Origin of the sequence: Brevundimonas sp. (assembly GCF_035999125.1) — a bacterium.
Classification (GTDB): domain Bacteria; phylum Pseudomonadota; class Alphaproteobacteria; order Caulobacterales; family Caulobacteraceae; genus Brevundimonas.
Window position 1 is genome coordinate 192,316 of sequence record NZ_DASYGX010000004.1, and the last position, 16,134, is coordinate 208,449.

At 71.4% G+C, this 16,134-nt stretch carries 17 protein-coding genes and 1 tRNA gene; 8 read left to right on the forward strand and 10 right to left on the reverse strand.

Annotated elements, in window-relative coordinates; genetic code table 11:
* The first annotated feature begins 10 nt into the window (after positions 1-10).
* On the forward strand, positions 11-1,567 hold the full coding sequence (locus VGN45_RS02590; protein ID WP_327458989.1) for a DUF1501 domain-containing protein: 1,557 nt from the start codon (positions 11-13) through the stop codon (positions 1,565-1,567).
* 57 nt (positions 1,568-1,624) lie between these two features.
* Here the strand turns inward: VGN45_RS02590 and VGN45_RS02595 are convergent.
* The 3 genes from VGN45_RS02595 to VGN45_RS02605 all read right to left on the reverse strand — a co-directional run bounded on the left by VGN45_RS02595 (position 1,625) and on the right by VGN45_RS02605 (position 3,190).
* Positions 1,625-1,701 (reverse strand) — tRNA-Lys (locus tag VGN45_RS02595).
* A 71-nt stretch (positions 1,702-1,772) separates the two neighbouring features.
* Positions 1,773-2,615 carry a hypothetical protein gene (locus tag VGN45_RS02600; protein WP_327458991.1) on the reverse strand — a complete coding sequence of 281 codons (843 nt, stop codon included), beginning with the start codon at positions 2,613-2,615 and terminating at the stop codon, positions 1,773-1,775.
* Positions 2,612-3,190, reverse strand: coding sequence for a prepilin-type N-terminal cleavage/methylation domain-containing protein (locus VGN45_RS02605; RefSeq protein ID WP_327458993.1), 579 nt, complete (start codon positions 3,188-3,190; stop codon positions 2,612-2,614). The genes VGN45_RS02600 and VGN45_RS02605 overlap by 4 nt, the downstream gene beginning before the upstream one ends.
* Before the next feature lie 32 nt (positions 3,191-3,222).
* On the opposite strand from VGN45_RS02605, the gene VGN45_RS02610 reads away from it, so the two are divergent.
* Complete coding sequence (locus VGN45_RS02610; protein ID WP_327458995.1) at positions 3,223-3,954, forward strand: hypothetical protein; 732 nt, start codon at positions 3,223-3,225, stop codon at positions 3,952-3,954.
* A 10-nt stretch (positions 3,955-3,964) separates the two neighbouring features.
* Here VGN45_RS02610 and VGN45_RS02615 read toward each other — a convergent pair whose 3' ends face one another.
* From VGN45_RS02615 to gspL, 4 genes are read right to left on the reverse strand one after another with little or no spacing between them, the layout of a single operon-like run.
* A complete protein-coding gene (locus VGN45_RS02615; RefSeq protein WP_327458997.1) occupies positions 3,965-5,182 on the reverse strand; it encodes a type II secretion system F family protein in 1,218 nt (405 codons plus the stop codon).
* Positions 5,182-6,672, reverse strand: coding sequence for a GspE/PulE family protein (locus VGN45_RS02620; protein ID WP_327458999.1), 1,491 nt, complete (start codon positions 6,670-6,672; stop codon positions 5,182-5,184). The genes VGN45_RS02615 and VGN45_RS02620 overlap by 1 nt, the downstream gene beginning before the upstream one ends.
* The gene (gspM, locus tag VGN45_RS02625; RefSeq protein ID WP_327459001.1) at positions 6,669-7,157 is read right to left on the reverse strand and encodes a type II secretion system protein GspM; all 489 of its coding nucleotides are present in this window, start codon (positions 7,155-7,157) and stop codon (positions 6,669-6,671) included. Before gspM ends, VGN45_RS02620 begins: the two co-directional genes overlap by 4 nt.
* Positions 7,154-8,287 carry a type II secretion system protein GspL gene (gspL, locus tag VGN45_RS02630; RefSeq protein WP_327459004.1) on the reverse strand — a complete coding sequence of 378 codons (1,134 nt, stop codon included), beginning with the start codon at positions 8,285-8,287 and terminating at the stop codon, positions 7,154-7,156. Before gspL ends, gspM begins: the two co-directional genes overlap by 4 nt.
* A gap of 118 nt (positions 8,288-8,405) precedes the next feature.
* On the opposite strand from gspL, the gene gspG reads away from it, so the two are divergent.
* The 5 genes from gspG to gspD are packed head-to-tail and all read left to right on the forward strand — an operon-like array spanning position 8,406 to position 12,544.
* Positions 8,406-8,852 carry a type II secretion system major pseudopilin GspG gene (gspG, locus tag VGN45_RS02635; protein WP_327459006.1) on the forward strand — a complete coding sequence of 149 codons (447 nt, stop codon included), beginning with the start codon at positions 8,406-8,408 and terminating at the stop codon, positions 8,850-8,852.
* Positions 8,853-8,856: 4 nt separating this feature from the next.
* The gene (locus VGN45_RS02640; protein ID WP_327459008.1) at positions 8,857-9,321 is read left to right on the forward strand and encodes a GspH/FimT family pseudopilin; all 465 of its coding nucleotides are present in this window, start codon (positions 8,857-8,859) and stop codon (positions 9,319-9,321) included.
* On the forward strand, positions 9,321-9,674 hold the full coding sequence (gspI, locus tag VGN45_RS02645; RefSeq protein WP_327459010.1) for a type II secretion system minor pseudopilin GspI: 354 nt from the start codon (positions 9,321-9,323) through the stop codon (positions 9,672-9,674). Before VGN45_RS02640 ends, gspI begins: the two co-directional genes overlap by 1 nt.
* Positions 9,671-10,549 (forward strand): type II secretion system protein N, encoded by an 879-nt coding sequence (locus VGN45_RS02650; protein ID WP_327459013.1) that lies wholly within the window; start codon positions 9,671-9,673, stop codon positions 10,547-10,549. Before gspI ends, VGN45_RS02650 begins: the two co-directional genes overlap by 4 nt.
* A gap of 9 nt (positions 10,550-10,558) precedes the next feature.
* Positions 10,559-12,544 carry a type II secretion system secretin GspD gene (gene gspD / locus VGN45_RS02655; RefSeq protein WP_327459015.1) on the forward strand — a complete coding sequence of 662 codons (1,986 nt, stop codon included), beginning with the start codon at positions 10,559-10,561 and terminating at the stop codon, positions 12,542-12,544.
* A 24-nt stretch (positions 12,545-12,568) separates the two neighbouring features.
* On the opposite strand, the gene VGN45_RS02660 is transcribed toward gspD, so the two are convergent.
* Positions 12,569-13,114 (reverse strand): sigma-70 family RNA polymerase sigma factor, encoded by a 546-nt coding sequence (locus tag VGN45_RS02660; RefSeq protein WP_327459017.1) that lies wholly within the window; start codon positions 13,112-13,114, stop codon positions 12,569-12,571.
* 198 nt (positions 13,115-13,312) lie between these two features.
* On the opposite strand from VGN45_RS02660, the gene VGN45_RS02665 reads away from it, so the two are divergent.
* Positions 13,313-14,155 (forward strand): outer membrane protein, encoded by an 843-nt coding sequence (locus tag VGN45_RS02665; protein ID WP_327459018.1) that lies wholly within the window; start codon positions 13,313-13,315, stop codon positions 14,153-14,155.
* 145 nt (positions 14,156-14,300) lie between these two features.
* On the opposite strand, the gene VGN45_RS02670 is transcribed toward VGN45_RS02665, so the two are convergent.
* The gene (locus VGN45_RS02670; protein WP_327459020.1) at positions 14,301-15,260 is read right to left on the reverse strand and encodes a ferritin-like domain-containing protein; all 960 of its coding nucleotides are present in this window, start codon (positions 15,258-15,260) and stop codon (positions 14,301-14,303) included.
* Between the two features lie 89 nt (positions 15,261-15,349).
* The gene (locus tag VGN45_RS02675; RefSeq protein ID WP_327459022.1) at positions 15,350-16,066 is read right to left on the reverse strand and encodes a hypothetical protein; all 717 of its coding nucleotides are present in this window, start codon (positions 16,064-16,066) and stop codon (positions 15,350-15,352) included.
* Between the last annotated feature and the right edge of the window lie 68 nt (positions 16,067-16,134).

Consider the following 16,134-nt stretch of genomic DNA (forward strand, 5'->3'; position numbering starts at 1 on the left):
GGACGACAGGATGACCCTCTCACCGCTGGATCGCCGTCACCTGCTCCGCATCGGGGGCGGACTGTCCATTCTCGGGGCCGCGGCGCCCTTCGCGGCCCAGCTCGCGGCCGCGGGATCGGCGGCCAGCCAGGCCGCGCCGGACTACAGGGCGCTCGTCTGCGTGTTCCTGTTCGGAGGCAACGACTCCAACAACACCGTGCTCGCGACAGACGGCGACTCGTTCGGACGCTATTTCGCGGCGCGCAACACCGGCGACGATCCCATCGCCCTGATGCCGCCCGGAACGCCGCCGACGCCCGTCGGGCTGGTCTCGCCCGTGACCGGCCGCACCGTCACGGCGCGCTCGCCTGAGGCGTGGGGCGGCGTCCTGCCGATCGTGCCTCGAACGCCCAACCCGATCCCGGCCGGAACCAACGCCTCGGTCCGCACCTTCGCGCTGCATCCCATGCTGGGGCCGCTCAAGACCCTGTTCGATGCGGATCGCCTGGCCGTCGTGGCCAACGTCGGGACCCTGATACGGCCGATCACCAAGGCTCAGTACCAGGCCCGGACGGTCGCCTTTCCGTCCAATCTGTTTTCGCACAACGACCAGCAGTCGACCTGGCAGGCCGGCGCTTCGGAGGGCGCACGGGTCGGCTGGGGCGGGCGGTTCGGCGACGCGTTCCTGGGGTCGAACGGGTCGAACAGCCTGTTCACCGCGATCTCCACGGCGGGCAACGCCGTCTTCCTGTCCGGCCAGAGCGTCGTGCAGTATCAGATGACCATCGCGGCCCAGCCCGCTCTGGTGGTGAACGGCGCATCGAGCGCCAGTCTTTTCGGATCGACCTTGGCGCCGTCGCGCGTGCGCACCCTCATTCAGGACACAAGCGCCGCCAGCCTGTTCGCCGCGGACTACGCGACGGTGACCGGACGATCCGTCGGGGCCGCGACGACCGTCAACTCCGCCTTCACCCAGTCCGCCGTCACCGCCATTCCTGCGCCGTCGGTTTACGTCAACCCGATCTCGGGCGCGATTGAGACCAACAGTCTGGCGGTGCAGCTTCAGACCGTGGCCAGGATGATCGCGGCCAACAGCTCTCTGGGCCTGCGCAGACAAGTCTTCTTCGTCAGCCTTGGCGGATGGGACAATCACGACGTCCAGAACACCGCCCAGCCGAACAATCTCGCCAAGGTGGCGCATGCCCTGTCGTATTTCGACGGCGTCCTGGGCTCGCTGGGCGGCGTGAACATGCGCAACGCCGTCACCACCTTCACCGCTTCGGACTTTTCGCGCACGTTCACGACCAACGGCGACGGGACCGACCATGCCTGGGGCGGCCACCATTTCGTCATGGGCGGATCCGTCCGCGGCGGCGACGTCTACGGGCAGTATCCGACCCTGGGCGTGGATCTGGGCGCGTTCCGAAACCCGGACATGGCCGGCGCTTCGCTGGTTCCCACGACCTCGGTCGATCAGTACGGGGCGACGATGGGCCGCTGGCTGGGCGTCTCGGACTCAAACCTCGACACGATTTTCCCGAACCTGCGGAACTTCAGCTCCCGAGATCTGGGGTTCCTCTGGGCCTGACGACGCCGTGGACGCCACGGCGCATCGGCGGCGGTCGGGAACGGCGGAAGGCGGGGATGGTACGTCCTCTCGGGCTCGAACCGAGGACCCTCTGATTAAAAGTCAGATGCTCTAACCAACTGAGCTAAGGACGCACATCGCGCACGGGCGGGCCCGTCGGACGCGCCTTGTGTCGCCTCGGGCACCTCAGGTCAAGACCGCGGCGTCAGGAAGGCGGCGTCAATCGGCGGCGTGCGGTGACCGTCACGCGCGGCCTGCCCGACGCATCCTCGCTGCGGCTGACGCGGCTGACGGTCAGGCGCCGCACGTCTCCCACCCGCACGTCGGTCGTCACGCGGAAGTGCGAGGACGACGCTCCGAACAGCCCGCCGGCGCCCAAGCCCGTCGCCTCCTGCGACGTCAGTCCGCCCTGCGTCCGCCGGACCAGCACCCGGTGCACGGCTGCGGGATCGCGCAGCACCATTTCCAGCAGCGCCGGATCGGCGGTGTTGACGTTCAGCTTCGCCTCCGGCGGCAGATAGACGACATAGGGGGCCAGGCGGTCCAGCTCGGCCGGATCCACCCCCGCGGCCCGCAAGGGCGCGTCGTCGCGCAGCGGCCCCAGCACCGACAGCGCCAACTCGATGGCCGACACCGTCTCGCGCGACACCCCGGCCAGACGGGCGATCTCCAGCAGGGCGCCGGCCGGGATCGGCTCGCCCTTGACCAAGGCGTTGACGTTGAACCGCGACTGCTCGTCGGCGATCGACAGGGCGAAGCCGCCGTTGGGGATGGCGACCGCCGTCTGGCCGATCTGCGCCCAGGGTTCGGTCGCCAGGTCGACGTCCGGCGCCGTCAGCGCGTCGCGGCGCAGGGCGGTGATCGCCGACAGCTCCCCGGCGCGGGCATAGGACTGGGCCTGGGCCGCGTCGTGCAAGCGGATGGTCCGCCGCACCTGGATGTCCTGGGCCACGATCATGACGGTGACCGCCGCCGCGCTGATGGCCACGACGATCAGCACGTTCAGCAGGACCATGCCCTTACGGGCGCCGCCGCCTGGCAGGGTCATGGCGCGATCTCCGGCACCGCCACCACGCGCCGGACCTCGGTCGGACGGCCGTCCGGGCCGGTCAGGGCGAGGTCCAAGGCCACCGCGCGCACGGTGGGCTGCGGAACCTCAAGCCCGGCGTCCGCCGCGACCGGTAAGGTGGAGATCGGTCCCCACCCCAGCCCCGACAGGCGATAGGACCACCGGGCCGAAGTGACGCCGCGCAGAACCGTCTGCGTCCTCTGCCCCGCCGGGCCGGCGACCGTGCGGATCAAGGCGCCGTCCTGGACGCCATAGCCGATCAGATGCGGCCGGCCCGTGGGGTCGGTCTTCTGGAAGGTGATCGCGTCCGGCATGCCTTCGATCCGGCCGCTGACCTGATCCAGATCGGCGGTGACGACGAACAGGGACCGCTGGATTTCCGACAGCCGCTCCAGCCGCGCCTCGGTCCGGGTCTGGGCGTCCAGCACCGCCCTCAGCAAGGCGAACCCTGCCAGGGCGATCAGCGAGAACAGCCCCAGCGCCACGATCACTTCGATCAGGGTGAAGCCCTGCCGCGCGGATCGCGTCTTGCGACGGCGCGTTTCCTGGGCCAACGAGACGCGCGCGCCCGCGACGGAGGATGCCCATGTTCGGAACCTGGAAGGCCCGGGACGGCGATCGGGTGCATGCGTCCGGCGCATTTCAGTTCGAGCGCCTGTTCGTGCGCGTCACCCGCTGGCGCGCGATCCTGATCGGCGCCGGCGCCGCGGCGTATCTGGTCGGCCTGGTGGTCAGCCTGCCCGCCGAGGCGGTTATCCGTGGCGAGCGGGAGGCCGTCGGCACCGTCTGGGCCGGAGAGACGGGGCTGGAGCCCGGCTTCGCCCTGGGCTGGCGCGCCGCGCCGTTGGCGTCGCTGAGCGGCTTCGCCCCGACGGCCCAGGTCGCCGTGCGCGGGCCGGACACCGCCCTGGACGGCGTCGCGGCATGGAAGGACGGCGGCATGCTGCTGCGCGACGTGCAGGGGCCCGCGTCTCTGCGGCTGGCGTCGGCCGTGGCGCCCCTATTGCCTTTGACCTGCGACGGCGAGGCGACCGTGCGGGCGCGGAATCTGGCCTTGGCCGGGGGCATGGCGGGCGAGGGACTGATCCGGACGGGCCCCGCCCAATGCGCCTCGGGCGGCGCGACGACCGCCCTGCCCCCGCTGGTCGCGCAGGCCCGGTCGGACGCCGAGGGCTTCTCCCTGTCGGCCCGCGATCCGGCGGGCGGCGAACTGCTGGCCGCGCGCCGCACCCGCGACGGCGCACTGAGCCTCACGGTCACGCCGGCGGGCGCGGCGGCCCTGCCGGGCCTCCCTGCCTCGACGATCGAGGTCCGCTGACCGGCGGTCGTCACAGCCCGGCCAGGGTGTTCAGATTGACGATCGGCATCAGGATCGCCAGCACCATCAGCAGCACGACCCCGCCCATGATCAGCAGCACCGCAGGCTCCACCAGCGCCACCAGGGCGGTGACCAGCTGCTCCAGCTCCTGCTCCAGATCCGCCGCCGCCCGCGCCAGTCCGGGGCCCAGACGCCCGCTCTGCTCGCCCGACGCCACCACCGCCAGCAGCAGGCGGGGAAAGACGTCCGCCTCCTGCAACGCGTGGCGCAGGGACGCCCCTTCCCGCACCCGCCGCGTCGCCGCCAGCGCCCGCTCGCGCACATACAGATTGGGCGTCACCGCCGCCGCCGCCCGCATGGCGTCGACCAGCGGCACGTCGCTGCGGATCAGGGTGGCCAAGCTGCCGGCGAACCGCGCGGCGTTCAGCTGGCGGATCACGTCCGCGAACGGCGGGGTCGTCAGCCGGAAGCGCGCGAACTTCAGCGCATTGGCCGGAACCGCCAGCCAGCGATTCCAGACCAGGCCCGCGACCGCCAGTACGATCAACAACGGCAGGCCGAACCTCTGCGCCCCCTCGCTGAGGCCGATCAGAGCTCGCGTCAGGAACGGCAGGGCCGCCCCGCGCGACACGAACACCTTCACGATGTCCGGCACGACGTAGACCAGCAGCAGCACGATCATCAGGGTCGACACCGTCGCCAGCAGCGCGGGATAAAGCAGGGCCAGCTTGACCTTCCGCTCCGCCCGCTCTCGCGAGGCGACGAAGTCGGTCAGGTGCGCCAGCACCTCCGACAGCTTGCCGGACTGCTCCCCGGCCGCGATCGAAGCGCGATAGAACTCCGGAAACACCTTCGGATGGCGGTCCAGCGCCGCGGCGAAGCTGCGCCCTTCGGTGATGGCGGCCGCGACGTCCAGCAGCACCGGCCCGATCGGCTGGCCCACCGTCTCCTGGCCGACCACTCGCACGGCCTCCTCGATGCGGATGTCGCTGCCGATCATGGTCGACAGCTGTCGCGTCGCGACCGCCAGACTGCGCGACGTCACGCGGCGCGCGAACAGTCCGGCGAACGCCGCGCCGCCCGTCCTCTGGCCCTCCTCCCGCACCGCCGTGGGCAACAGGCCCAGGTCGCGCACCAGCCCGCGCGCCGCGACGTCGCCCGACGCCTCCACCGTTCCGCGGACGTTGCGGCCGGTCGAATCGACCGCCTCATAGCGCCAGACCGGCATCAGGCGTCCTCGCGCACCACGCGCGCGACCTCCTGAACCGTGGTCTCGCCTGACGCGATCTTCTCGGCGCCGTCCTGAAGCAGCGACCGGGACGTCAGCCGCGCGTGGGCCGTCAGATCGGCCTCCGACGCGCCGTCGTGGACCAGCGCCTGCATCGCCGGATCGACCTCGACCACCTCATAAAGCGCGGTCCGTCCCCGATGCCCGTCGCCCCGGCATGCCGAACAGCCGACGGCCCGGAACACGCGCGACCCCAGAGCCACCGCGCCGGACGTCAGCTCCACGTCCGCCGCCGTCGCCCGATCTTCGACCCGACAGTTCGGGCACAGCCGCCGCACCAGCCGCTGGGCGATCAGCCCCGTCAGCATGGGCGCCAGCAGGTACCGCTCCACCCCCATGTCAACCAGGCGGGTGACGCTGCCGATGGCGGAGTTGGTGTGCAGGGTCGACAGCACCAGATGGCCGGTCATCGACGACCGCACCGCCACCTCGGCCGTCTCGTGATCGCGGATCTCGCCCACCATGATGACGTCTGGGTCCTGACGCAGGATGGCCCGCAGCCCTCTCGCGAAGGTCAGGTCGATGCGCGGATTGACCTGCATCTGGCCCACGCCCTCCAGCGCGTATTCGACCGGATCCTCGACCGTCATGATGTTGCGCCGCCGGTCGTTCAGCTCGGTCAGGGCGGCGTACAGCGTCGTCGTCTTGCCCGAGCCCGTGGGGCCGGTGACCAGCACGATCCCGTGCGGCCGGTGGATCATGCGGCGCAGCTTGGACAGATCGTCTGGCAGCAGGCCCAGCTGTCCCAGGTCCAGGCCCGAGGTGTTGCGGTCCAGCAGGCGCAGCACCACCCGCTCGCCATATTGCGTCGGGATGGTCGAGACCCGGACGTCCACGTCCATGCCGCCGATCCTCAGCGTGACGCGCCCGTCGTGCGGCGTCCGCTTCTCGGCGATGTCCAGGCGCGCCATGACCTTGATCCGGCTGACCAGCAGCGGCGCAAGGGACCGCGCGGGCGACAGCACCTCGCGCAGCACGCCGTCGACGCGGAAGCGCACGACCAATCGCCGCTCCTCGGTCTCGATGTGCACGTCGGACACACCCTCGCGCACCGCCTGCAGCAGGATGGCGTTGATCAGGCGCACCACCGGCGCGTCGTCGCGGCTGTCCAGCAGGTCGTCGATGGCGGCGGCGTCCTGGGCCAAGGCGTCCAAATCGGTCTCGTCCATCACGATGTCCGCCGCCGCGTCGGCGGCGTCGCCCGTCCGCTCGCGCAGCAGGGCGTCGAACGCCTCGTCCTTCAGCGGCTCGAAGGCCGGGGGCGCGTCGAACAGCCGCCGCACCTCCAGCAGGGCGGACACGGCGGCGGAGCGCCGGTGCAGGCAGACCGGCCCTTCCGGCCGATGCTCGATCATCACGCCGTGCCGCCGCGAGTGGGCGTAGCTCAGGCGCGGAACCACGACGTCGTCGGACAGAGGCTGTGCGCTCATGGCCGCGTCGCCGTCAGGGTCAGGTCGATCAGACCCGGCTGCACCGACGCCTGCATCCGCACGTCCGACAGCTCGGAGCCGCCGGCCTCCAGCGCCCGGACGAAGGGCATCGCCGCCTCGAACCGGACGCCCTGAGCCGCCACAGTTATCCTTTCGGCGTCGCCGTCGATCTGGGCCGCGACGCCCTGCGCCGCCGCCGCGGCGCGCGCCGCCTCGACCAGCGACCCCTCCGCCAGCGCCGCCGTTGGAACGGCCGCGGCGACGCCCGGCGGACCCTGCTTCAGGCGCGCCTGCAGGGTTTCATGCAGCGCGATCCGCTCCATCGCCGCCGCCCGCGCGGACGCCAGAGGCTGGATCACGCCGTACCAGAGCAGGGCGACCAGGCCGAGCGCGGCCAGAACCTTCAGCAGCAGCCGCTCACGCGCCGAGCGAGCGGCGAACCACTCAGCCGCCTGGACGACGACGGGCGATCCGAAGCGGCTCATCCCGCGCCTCCCGCGTTCAGGGTTATGACCGCGTTGACGCCGGTCGCGGCGGCGGTTTCCGAAACGGGGTCCAGTGTCACGGTGGCCGGCAGGGCCCGGGCGGTCAACGCCTGCGCCGCCGCTTCCGCCTCCGCCATGTCCGGCGCCGTCACCGCCAGGGCGGTCGCTTGACCCGCGCCCCCATAGGTCACGGCTCGATAGCTCAGCGGCCGCCCCGCCAGCGCCCCCGCGGCGCGAGACAGGGTCCGGACGAACGGCCCGTCTCCGCCCGCGGCCTCGGGCGCCAGGCGATCCACCGCCGCGACCAGATCCGGCGTCTGGGCCAGGGAGGCGTCGCGGGCGGTGATCAGGGCGCGCGTCTCCGCCTCCCGCCGTTCCGCCATGAAATGCAGGGCCGTCACGTCGATCACGGCCAACGCCAGATGCGCCGCCGCGCCGCCGACGGCCAGGGCCGCGGCGACTTTCCACGGGCCCCAGGCCGGGCCGCGCGCCGCCGCATAAAGCCCTTGCCGCAGATCCACCGGCGGAGCCACGACCACGGGGCGACCGTCCGCAAGTTCCAGCGACGCCTCCGCGACGCCGTCCCGCATGGCGTCCGGCACGGCGTCGCCGCTCGCCAGCAGCGTGGGCCGGTCGGCGGCCTCCCACAGGGCCGGAAGCAGACCGATCTCGACCGCGAAGCCGGCGCCGTCGTCGGTTCGCACCAGCGCCCGTCCGTCCGCCACCACCAGCCGCCACGCTCCGGCCGGCGGCAACGGCACGGCCATGGCGTCGGGCATCAGCACGGCGTCCGCCATCCCGACCGCCTCGGCCGAGGCGACCCACTCGCGCATCAGGGCATGCCGCACGACCGCGCACAGGTGCCGCCCCGGCGCGACCTCCGTGCCCAGCGCCACATGCACCTCGCCCAGCGGCTCGGCGATCGCGTCCTCCAGGGCGAAGGGCGCGGCCGCCGCCCGCTTCGCCCGCGACGGAAAAGGCAGATCCACGACCCGGATCAGCACCCGCTCGCTCGGCACGAGAAGGGTCACGGGCCCCGCCCACGACCGGTCCACGGGCTGAACCGACCCGCCCGACAGACGCCACAGGCCCGAAGACACCGCCGTCATGGAACTGACACCTGTCGTCATGAAACTGTTATTTGCTGTCACACATCTGACATAAGTATAGCCGCCCGACGGTCTTGGTTCTGAGCGATCAAATAGTCTATAGCAGCGTCCGTCGCTTCATCGCCAGCAGTGAGCTTCCATGTTTTTTCGCGGACGCCGCCCGCGTCGCGCCCGGCAGGGCCTGACGCTCGTGGAAATGATCGTGGTGCTGGTCATCATCGCCGTCGTGGCCGTCATGATCGTGCCCAACGTCATCGGCCGCCCGGACGAGGCTCGGGTCACCGTGGCCAAGTCGGATCTGAAGGCCGTGGCCGCCGCCCTGCGCATGTACCGGCTCGACAACGGCGACTATCCGACGACGGAACAGGGCCTGGGCGCCCTCGTCGAGCGTCCGACGGCCGCGCCCGTCCCGGCCAACTGGAGCGCTGAGGGCTATCTGACCGAAATGCCGCGAGACCCCTGGGGCCGCGACTACGTCTACCGCAGCCCCGGCCAGGCCGGGGCGTTCGACCTGATCTCCTACGGCAAGGACGGCGAGGAGGGCGGAGAGGGCCTGGACGCCGACCTGACCGACAAGTCGCGTTAGGCGGATGCGTGGCGTCGCCCCCCAGATGCGCAAGCTGCGGACGCGGGCGGGCCTGACCCTGGTCGAGGTTCTGGTCGTGCTGGCCGTGATCGGCGTCGTCGCCGCCATGCTGGTGCTGGGCGTCCGCACCGACGGCGACCCCGCTCGCGTCGAGGCCAACCGTTTCGCCGACCGCCTGCGCCTCGCCGCGGACGAGGCCCTGATCGCCGGCCGGCCGGTGACCCTGGCCATGGATCCCAAGGGCTACGGCTTCGAAAGCGACGGCCGCGCGGCCGAAAGCGATTGGGGCGCCCGCCACGACCTGCCCCGCGACGTCCGCTTCTGGGCCCCGCAGGCGCGGCTTGCGGTCGATCCGGACGGCGTGGAGGCGCCCGTAGTCATGACAATGCGCGACCGCCGCCAGGGCTGGCGCATCACCTTCGACGGCCTGTCGGCAGAGGTCGTCCCCCTCGGCGCGGAGGGGGGCTGATGCGCGCGCGCTCCGGCTATTCCCTGATGGAGGCGATCGTCGCCCTGTTCGTCCTGGCCGTCGCTTCGACAGGCCTTCTGGTCGCGCTTCAGGCTCATGTTGACGGCGTGCGCGGGCTGGAGGACCGGATCACGGCCCAGTGGATCGCCGAGAACCGCCTGGCCGAGATGGCCGTCGGGGAGCCGGAGGTCGAGCGCGTCCGCATGATGGGCGACGACTGGATCGTCCGCGCCGACCGCTCCGCCACAGCCGATCCCGAACTCCAGGCGGTCGAGGTGACGGTGACGCGCGCCGGCGCGCCCTCTCCCTCCACGCGCCTGATGGGCTTCGTCGACGCGGGAGCCGCGTCGTGACCGCCCTCCTGCGCTCGCCGGTGTTCTGGATGCGGGTCGTCGGCCTGATCGTGGTCGTCAGCCTGGGCCTGTCGGCGGCGCGTCTGACCTGGCGGCTGATCGGCTGGGACGACGGTCGCTCCGAGGTCTGGACGCCCGCGGCCCTGACCCCGGTCTCCGGCGCACAAGGCGGCGGACTGGCCGCCGTCCTGGCCTGGAACCCCTTCACCGCCGGCACGACGGGCGACGGCCTGCCGGCCTCCAACCTCGGTCTGGTCCTGCGCGGCGTCATCTACGCCGCCTCAGGCGGATCGACGGCGCTGATCTCCAGCGGCGGGGGCCCGGTGCAGCCTTTCGGCGTCGGCGAAAACCCGGTCGGCTCGGCCGTCATCGAGGCCATCGAGCCCGAGCGCGTCATCCTGAACGTCGGCGGACGACGCGAGGCGCTTCATCTTCCGAAGCCGACGGAGGCCGCGGCCGGCGCTCCAGCCGCGGCACTCCCCCAGACCGCCCCCGTCAGTTCGGCGCCCGCGCCGTCGCCCGAGGGCCTGGCGGCGCTGGCCGCCGCGTCCCCCGTCGCCACCGCCGCCGCCGCTCGCCAGCGCCCCCCCCAAGCCCAGGCTGCGGCCGGGGCCGTCGCCGGCGGACAGCAGGCCCTGGAATCCATGGGCATGACCTCGACGGGCCAAGGCTACGTGGTCGGCGCCGACAGCTCGCCCCAGCTCCTCCGCGCCGGCCTGCGTCCCGGCGACGTGATCCGCAGCGTCAACGGCCAGGCGCTGGGCGACCCCGACGCCGACCGCGACCTGTTCGCCTCCGCCGCCGCCTCGGGCCGCCTGCGCATCGAGGTCGTCCGCGACGGCCGCACCCTCTCCCTCACCGTCCCCCTCAGATAGGCGTCGACCGTGCGAAGATTTCTCCAGGCCTGCCTCGCCGTCCTCCTGATCGGCGTCGCCTGCGTCGCCCCCGGCGCGGCTCAGGCTCAGACCCAACCGGTGCAGGGCGAGGTCGTCGTCAACATGCGCGGCGTCGACATCCGCGACGTGGCCGAACAGGTGGCGCGCATCACCGGCCGCACCATCGTTCTGGATCCCAGCGTCACGGGCGTGGTCACCGTCGTCTCGGCCCAGCCGCTGAACGCCGACGGCGTCTGGGATCTGTTCCAGAGCGTTCTGCGCACCAACGGCTTCGGCGTCGTCCGCAGCGGCCGGGTCTGGCGCGTGGTGCCGCAGTCGACCGTCATCCAGAACAGCGCCGGCCAGTCCGCCGGCTCCGAGCAGCAGGTCGTCACCCGCCTGATCCGCCTGCGCAACCTGCCGTCAGACCAGGCGGCGCGCGCCCTGCGTCCTCTGGTGGCCCAGTTCGGCTCGCTGGAGGCGATCACCGAGCCCAACGCCATCGTCGTCACCGACTATGCAGACAACGTCGCCCGCATCGCCCAGGTGGCCCAAGCCCTGGACGGCGGCGGCGGTTCGGCCTTCGAAAGCCTGTCGCTGGAGCATGCCTCGGCCGAGGACGTGGCCCAGGTTCTGCGCGACCTGTACGGCCAGGAAGCGGGCGGCCTTCGCATCGCCGCCGACGGCCGCAGCAACACCGTCCTGGTCACCGGCACGGCCCAAGACGTGGCCCAGGCCCGCACCGTCGCCGCGGCCCTTGATCGCCCGGGCGGCGCCGCGCCCGTCACGCGCGTCGTCCGCCTGCGCTTCGGCGACGCGGAAAGCGTCGTCGAGGTCGTGCGGGGCCTGATGGGCGAAGGCGGGCCCGACGCCACCAATCCCGTGACCCAGAGCCTCCGCGCCGACGCGGGGGTCGATCCCGCCTCCGCGGCGGCGGCGGCCGGAGGCGAAGCGTCGTCCGCCCGCCCGGCGCGTTCGCCTGGGGTCGGCTTCGCCTTCCCCGGCCTGGCCGTCCAGTCGGTCAGCGAACTGAACGCCATCGTCCTGCGCGGTACGCCCCAGTCGGTCGCGGTGGTCGAGGACCTGATCCTGCAGCTTGACGTGCGCCGGCCCCAGGTCGTCATCGAAGCCGCCATCGTGGAGATCACCGGCGAACTGGGCGAGCAGCTGGGCATCCAGCTGGCCACGGGCGGCGCCGTGCCCGAAACCGGCGTGATCGGCGGCACCTCCTTCACCCAGGCGGGCGTGCCTCTTTCGACGGTGCTTCAGGTGCTTGGCGTTCCGGGGGCCGGCGCCCTGTCGGAAGGCCTGACCCTGGCGGCCGGCAGCGACGGCGACTTCGGCATCCTGCTTCAGGCGTTGTCGCGCTCGACCTACGCCAACCTGCTGTCGACGCCCAGCGTCACCGTGCTGGACAACGAGGACGCGGAGATCGTCGCCGGCCAGAACGTGCCCTTCCGCACCGGCTCCTTCGCCACCGATGGAAACAGCACCAACCCCTTCACCACGATCCAGCGAGAGGACGTGGGCGTCACCCTGAAGGTCACGCCGCGTATCCTGGACGGCGACGTCGTCCGACTGGAAGTGACGCAGGAGGTGTCGTCCCTGGCGCCGACCAACATCGCCGGGGCCGCCGACCTGATCACCGACCGGCGCAGCGTCACGACCACCGTCCTGGCCGACAACCGCGAAGTCATCACCCTGGGCGGCCTGATCAGCGACGACCGCCGATACCGTGAGAGCCGCGTGCCCCTGCTCGCCGACATCCCCGGCATCGGCGGTCTGTTCCGCTCACGCAGCGAAACCTCGACCCGCCGCACTCTGTTCGTCTTCCTGCGCGTGACCATCCTGCGCGAACCCGAGGACGTGCGGCAGAACTCGCAGGAGAACTACGACCGCCTGCGCGGCGAAGACGACGTCGACCGCGACCGCCGCCTGGCCCCCGGTGAAACCGTCCAGCCCCGCCTCCCGCCGCAGGTGCCGCACATTTTCTGATCGGATTGATCCAGGCGTCCGGCGTCAGGCCACGGCTTCCGTGACGGCCGGAGCCTGCTCGCGCCGTGCACACGCCGCCGTCGTCTGCGGCTCTGCGTGCATCGTCGTTTCCGCCAGGCGCAGCCGCGCGCGCCGGACGCGGCTCTGCACCGTGCGCAGGGGACTGCCGCAGGCTTGAGCGGTCTCCTCGTAGGTCAGGCCCATGGTGACGAGCAGAAGCGCCAGGCGTGAGTCGGCGTCCAGACGGTTGACCGCGTCCAGCAGGTCTGAAAACTGGGCATGCCATTCCTGGATCGCCTCACAGCTCCGACCGGCGGCGTGCGTGCCTTCCGGGTCTTCGAGCTCGCGGCGGGTGCGCCGCCACTGGCTGTGGCGGGCGTTGCGCAGGATCGTGAACATCCAGGCCTTCATGCTCGTTCCCGGCTGAAACTGGTCCCTGGCGCGCCACGCGAGCTCCAGGGTGTCCTGCGCCAGATCGTCGGCGGCGCTGGCTCGGCCGTGCGTCACGATCATCGCATAGGCGCGAACCATGGGCGCCAGGGCCAGAAACTCGGTTTGAAATGCCGTCACCTGAACCCGCCTTCGCCGCGATTTGACGGAGATACGCGACGATGCGCCCAGCGGTTGCGGCCAAGCTTGGACGTTTTCCGTTCGCCGTACGACGGCCGCGGTGCGCCGCCGTTCACGCATACCGCCGAACGCCTGCATCATTCGGCGGTCCCGCCGCGTTGCACCCAGTGCCGCGATCCGTTCGGCAGGAGGGTAGTCATGAAACACGTTCTGGCGGTCGCGGTCGCAGCTGCTTTGACCTGCACATGTGCAGGGGTAGCCCGCGCCCAGTCGATGGACGACTGGACCGGCTTTTCCGTCGGCCTGCTCGGCGGCGCCCTCGACGCCGACGATGAGGAGGGCGAAGTCCTGCTGTTCGACCGCAATCTGGACGGTACGTTCGGAGAGACGGTGACCACGTCAGGCGGCGCCGACGCCTTCTCTCCCGGATTCTGCGGCGGTCAGGGCCTCACCAACTCGGCCGCCGGCGGCTGCGACGACGACAAGGAGGGTTACGAGGGCGCCGTCCGCGTCGGCTACGACGTCCAATGGGGCGGCTGGGTCGTCGGCGCCGTCGTCGAGGTCGGCGGCACGAGCGCCGAGGACAGCGTCACCGGGTTCAGCTCGACGCCGGCCGGCTACAGCTTCAAACGCAGCCTCCACGACTTGACTGCGGCGCGCCTGCGCCTCGGCTACGTCGTCGGTCCGGTTCTGGTCTATGGAACCGGCGGCGTGGCCAGGGGATCGATCGACAATCGCTTCTTCACCACCAACTCGGTCAACTCCTTCACGGCCCTGAATCCGGACGAGCAGGATCTGGACGGCGTTCAGTACGGCGGTGGGCTGGAGTGGCGCCTGGCGCCGAACCTCAGTCTCGTGGGCGAGTATGTCCGCACTGAGCTGGACGCCGACGACCCCTTCGTGATCCGCGTCGGCCGCGGCGCCGCGCCGGCCACCAACCCCTTCATCCTCGCGCCGAACTCCACCGGCACCGACATCATCCGCAGCAGCGACGAGTTCACCGTCAACGCCCTGCGCATCGGCATGGTTGTCCGCTACTGAAGGTCACGACGGCGAAGCCGATGGGCCCCGGGAGACTGCTCCCGGGGCCTTGCTCATGGCCGGTGGACCAAGCTGGCCGGAGACTCATCGAAAAGGCCCCGGAGCCGAAGCTCCGGGGCCCTCGCTCGACCGGGCTTCGCGTCGGTCAGCCCGCGCTGCTGCGGATCACGCCGTTGACGCCGCTGGGGAAGAAGCCGCCGCCGGTGGCCACCGCCGCCGTCAGATAGACGATGTTCAGCACCTGCCCGGTGGTGCGGCTGTAGGCGATGCCGTTGGAGTCCAGCGGGACGATGTTGGACTCGGTCGCCGTGCCGCTGATGCCCTGGTCGATGTCGCTGGGACCGTCCAGGCTGTCGCGCGCGTTGGAGATGGCGTCGGCCGACGTGCGCAGGCTGGGGATGGCCACGCCACGCGCATACAGCACGGTGCGCACCAGGCCGGCGTGATACGCCTCGGCCGCCAGGATGCCGGCCGCCGCCTCCAGGAAGGTGCGGTTGTTGATCAGCGGCGCCGCTCCCTTGTAGGCCGTGACGCCCACGTCCTCGAAGATGTAGGCCCCCAGCAGGAAGCTGTTCTCGTCGGCATAGGGATTGAACGTGGCGCCCGGCCCGATCAGCCCGGCCGCTCGCGCGGCGTTGGAGAAGGCGCTGTTGGGTCCCACGCCGATGTCGATGGCCGGCTGGGCCACCGCCGCGCTGCCCAGGGCGCTGCGCAGGAAGCGCACGTGGGCGGCCTCGTCGTTGGCGATCTCGCGCGCATAGTTGCGGATCACGGGATCGACGAACGGCACGGCGCCCGCGCCGCCCGCGCTCAAGGCGCCCTGGGTGCCTGTGCCGGTCAGGTCGGCGTTGGGAAGCCCCATGCCGTACGAGGCGAAATAGTAGAACTGGGCCTCGAGATACTCGAGATTCAGGGCGAAGTTCAGAACGTTCGCGTCGGAATCGCCCGTGGGCGGCGGGTTCTGGGCCACGGCGTCGCCGGCGGAGCTGCCGCAGGCGCTGAGCACGGCCCCGGCCGCGGCGCCGACGCAGAAGCCGCCGCCCATCTTGAACAGTCGGCGGCGTTCCTCCCGCTTCTGCTGGCGTTTGTCGAAAGCTTCGAGCATGGAATCAAGATTGGACACGTGCACTCCTCCCTGTGGGTCGGAGAAGCAACGAGCCCCGCGCAAGAAATGATGCGCGGCGTTCGGAAATCTCAGAGCGGACCGGATCCCGCAGGCTTGTCGAACGTCGGGATGACCAGGTCGTCGTCCGGCGGGGACTCCGCGCTCGGCGTCACGGCCAGATCCACTTCAGGGTCTCGCGGCGACCGCCAGGTCAGCAAGGCGACGGGTCGCTCCTCACGCGCGGTCCGGCGCTTCAGCCATGCGAAGGCGCTGGCCGCCCCCGCCGCCCAGCCTGCGGCCAGCCACGCCAGCCACGACCCGTCGAAGCCCATCGGCGCCTCGTCCTTGGAGACTGCGGCGACCGTCGAGCCTGTCGCGGCCGGCATGGGTCGCGCGGGCATGTTCGCCAGCGGGCTGACCACCGTCGCCCCCGCCGCCAGCGCCGCCGGCAGCTCGCTTTCGGGGATCAGCCACAGCCCGTCCGAAGGCCGTTCGATCAAGGCGACGTCGGCGTTCCACAGGCGATAGCCGAACTCCCGCGCCAGTTCCTGAGGCGTGTGCGGCCCGTCGACCTTGAAGGTCATCTCCCCCTTCACGTCGGCGTCGATCTTGTATGGGATGCCCAGCGTCTGCCCCAGAACCACCTCCGCCACTTCCGCGACGGGCGTCGGCGGAAGAGTGATCAGGTAATGCTGGGGCGGGGCATGCGTGGCGGCGTCGGCCAGAACCTGCGCCCGGGCCGACGACGCCGCCACAGCCGACGTCAACAGGGCGGCCGCGATCAGGGCCGGAGACGGACGAGTCATCGGAACCTCGGAAACCGGGCGCTCTCTACCATGCGCGGCCGGGCGGGTCACCCGACGCGGAGTCGTCA

Excerpts from the sequence above, each read along its gene's own strand:
- VGN45_RS02590 (WP_327458989.1), top strand. The coding sequence starts at position 11 with ATGACCCTCTCACCGCTGGATCGCCGTCACCTGCTCCGCATCGGGGGC.
- VGN45_RS02600 (WP_327458991.1), bottom strand. The coding sequence starts at position 2,615 with ATGACCCTGCCAGGCGGCGGCGCCCGTAAGGGCATGGTCCTGCTGAAC.
- VGN45_RS02610 (WP_327458995.1), top strand. The coding sequence starts at position 3,223 with ATGTTCGGAACCTGGAAGGCCCGGGACGGCGATCGGGTGCATGCGTCC.
- VGN45_RS02615 (WP_327458997.1), bottom strand. The coding sequence starts at position 5,182 with ATGCCGGTCTGGCGCTATGAGGCGGTCGATTCGACCGGCCGCAACGTC.
- VGN45_RS02620 (WP_327458999.1), bottom strand. The coding sequence starts at position 6,672 with ATGAGCGCACAGCCTCTGTCCGACGACGTCGTGGTTCCGCGCCTGAGC.
- gspM (WP_327459001.1), bottom strand. The coding sequence starts at position 7,157 with ATGAGCCGCTTCGGATCGCCCGTCGTCGTCCAGGCGGCTGAGTGGTTC.
- gspL (WP_327459004.1), bottom strand. The coding sequence starts at position 8,287 with ATGACGACAGGTGTCAGTTCCATGACGGCGGTGTCTTCGGGCCTGTGG.
- gspG (WP_327459006.1), top strand. The coding sequence starts at position 8,406 with ATGTTTTTTCGCGGACGCCGCCCGCGTCGCGCCCGGCAGGGCCTGACG.
- VGN45_RS02640 (WP_327459008.1), top strand. The coding sequence starts at position 8,857 with ATGCGTGGCGTCGCCCCCCAGATGCGCAAGCTGCGGACGCGGGCGGGC.
- gspI (WP_327459010.1), top strand. The coding sequence starts at position 9,321 with ATGCGCGCGCGCTCCGGCTATTCCCTGATGGAGGCGATCGTCGCCCTG.
- VGN45_RS02665 (WP_327459018.1), top strand. The coding sequence starts at position 13,313 with ATGAAACACGTTCTGGCGGTCGCGGTCGCAGCTGCTTTGACCTGCACA.
- VGN45_RS02670 (WP_327459020.1), bottom strand. The coding sequence starts at position 15,260 with ATGCTCGAAGCTTTCGACAAACGCCAGCAGAAGCGGGAGGAACGCCGC.
- VGN45_RS02675 (WP_327459022.1), bottom strand. The coding sequence starts at position 16,066 with ATGACTCGTCCGTCTCCGGCCCTGATCGCGGCCGCCCTGTTGACGTCG.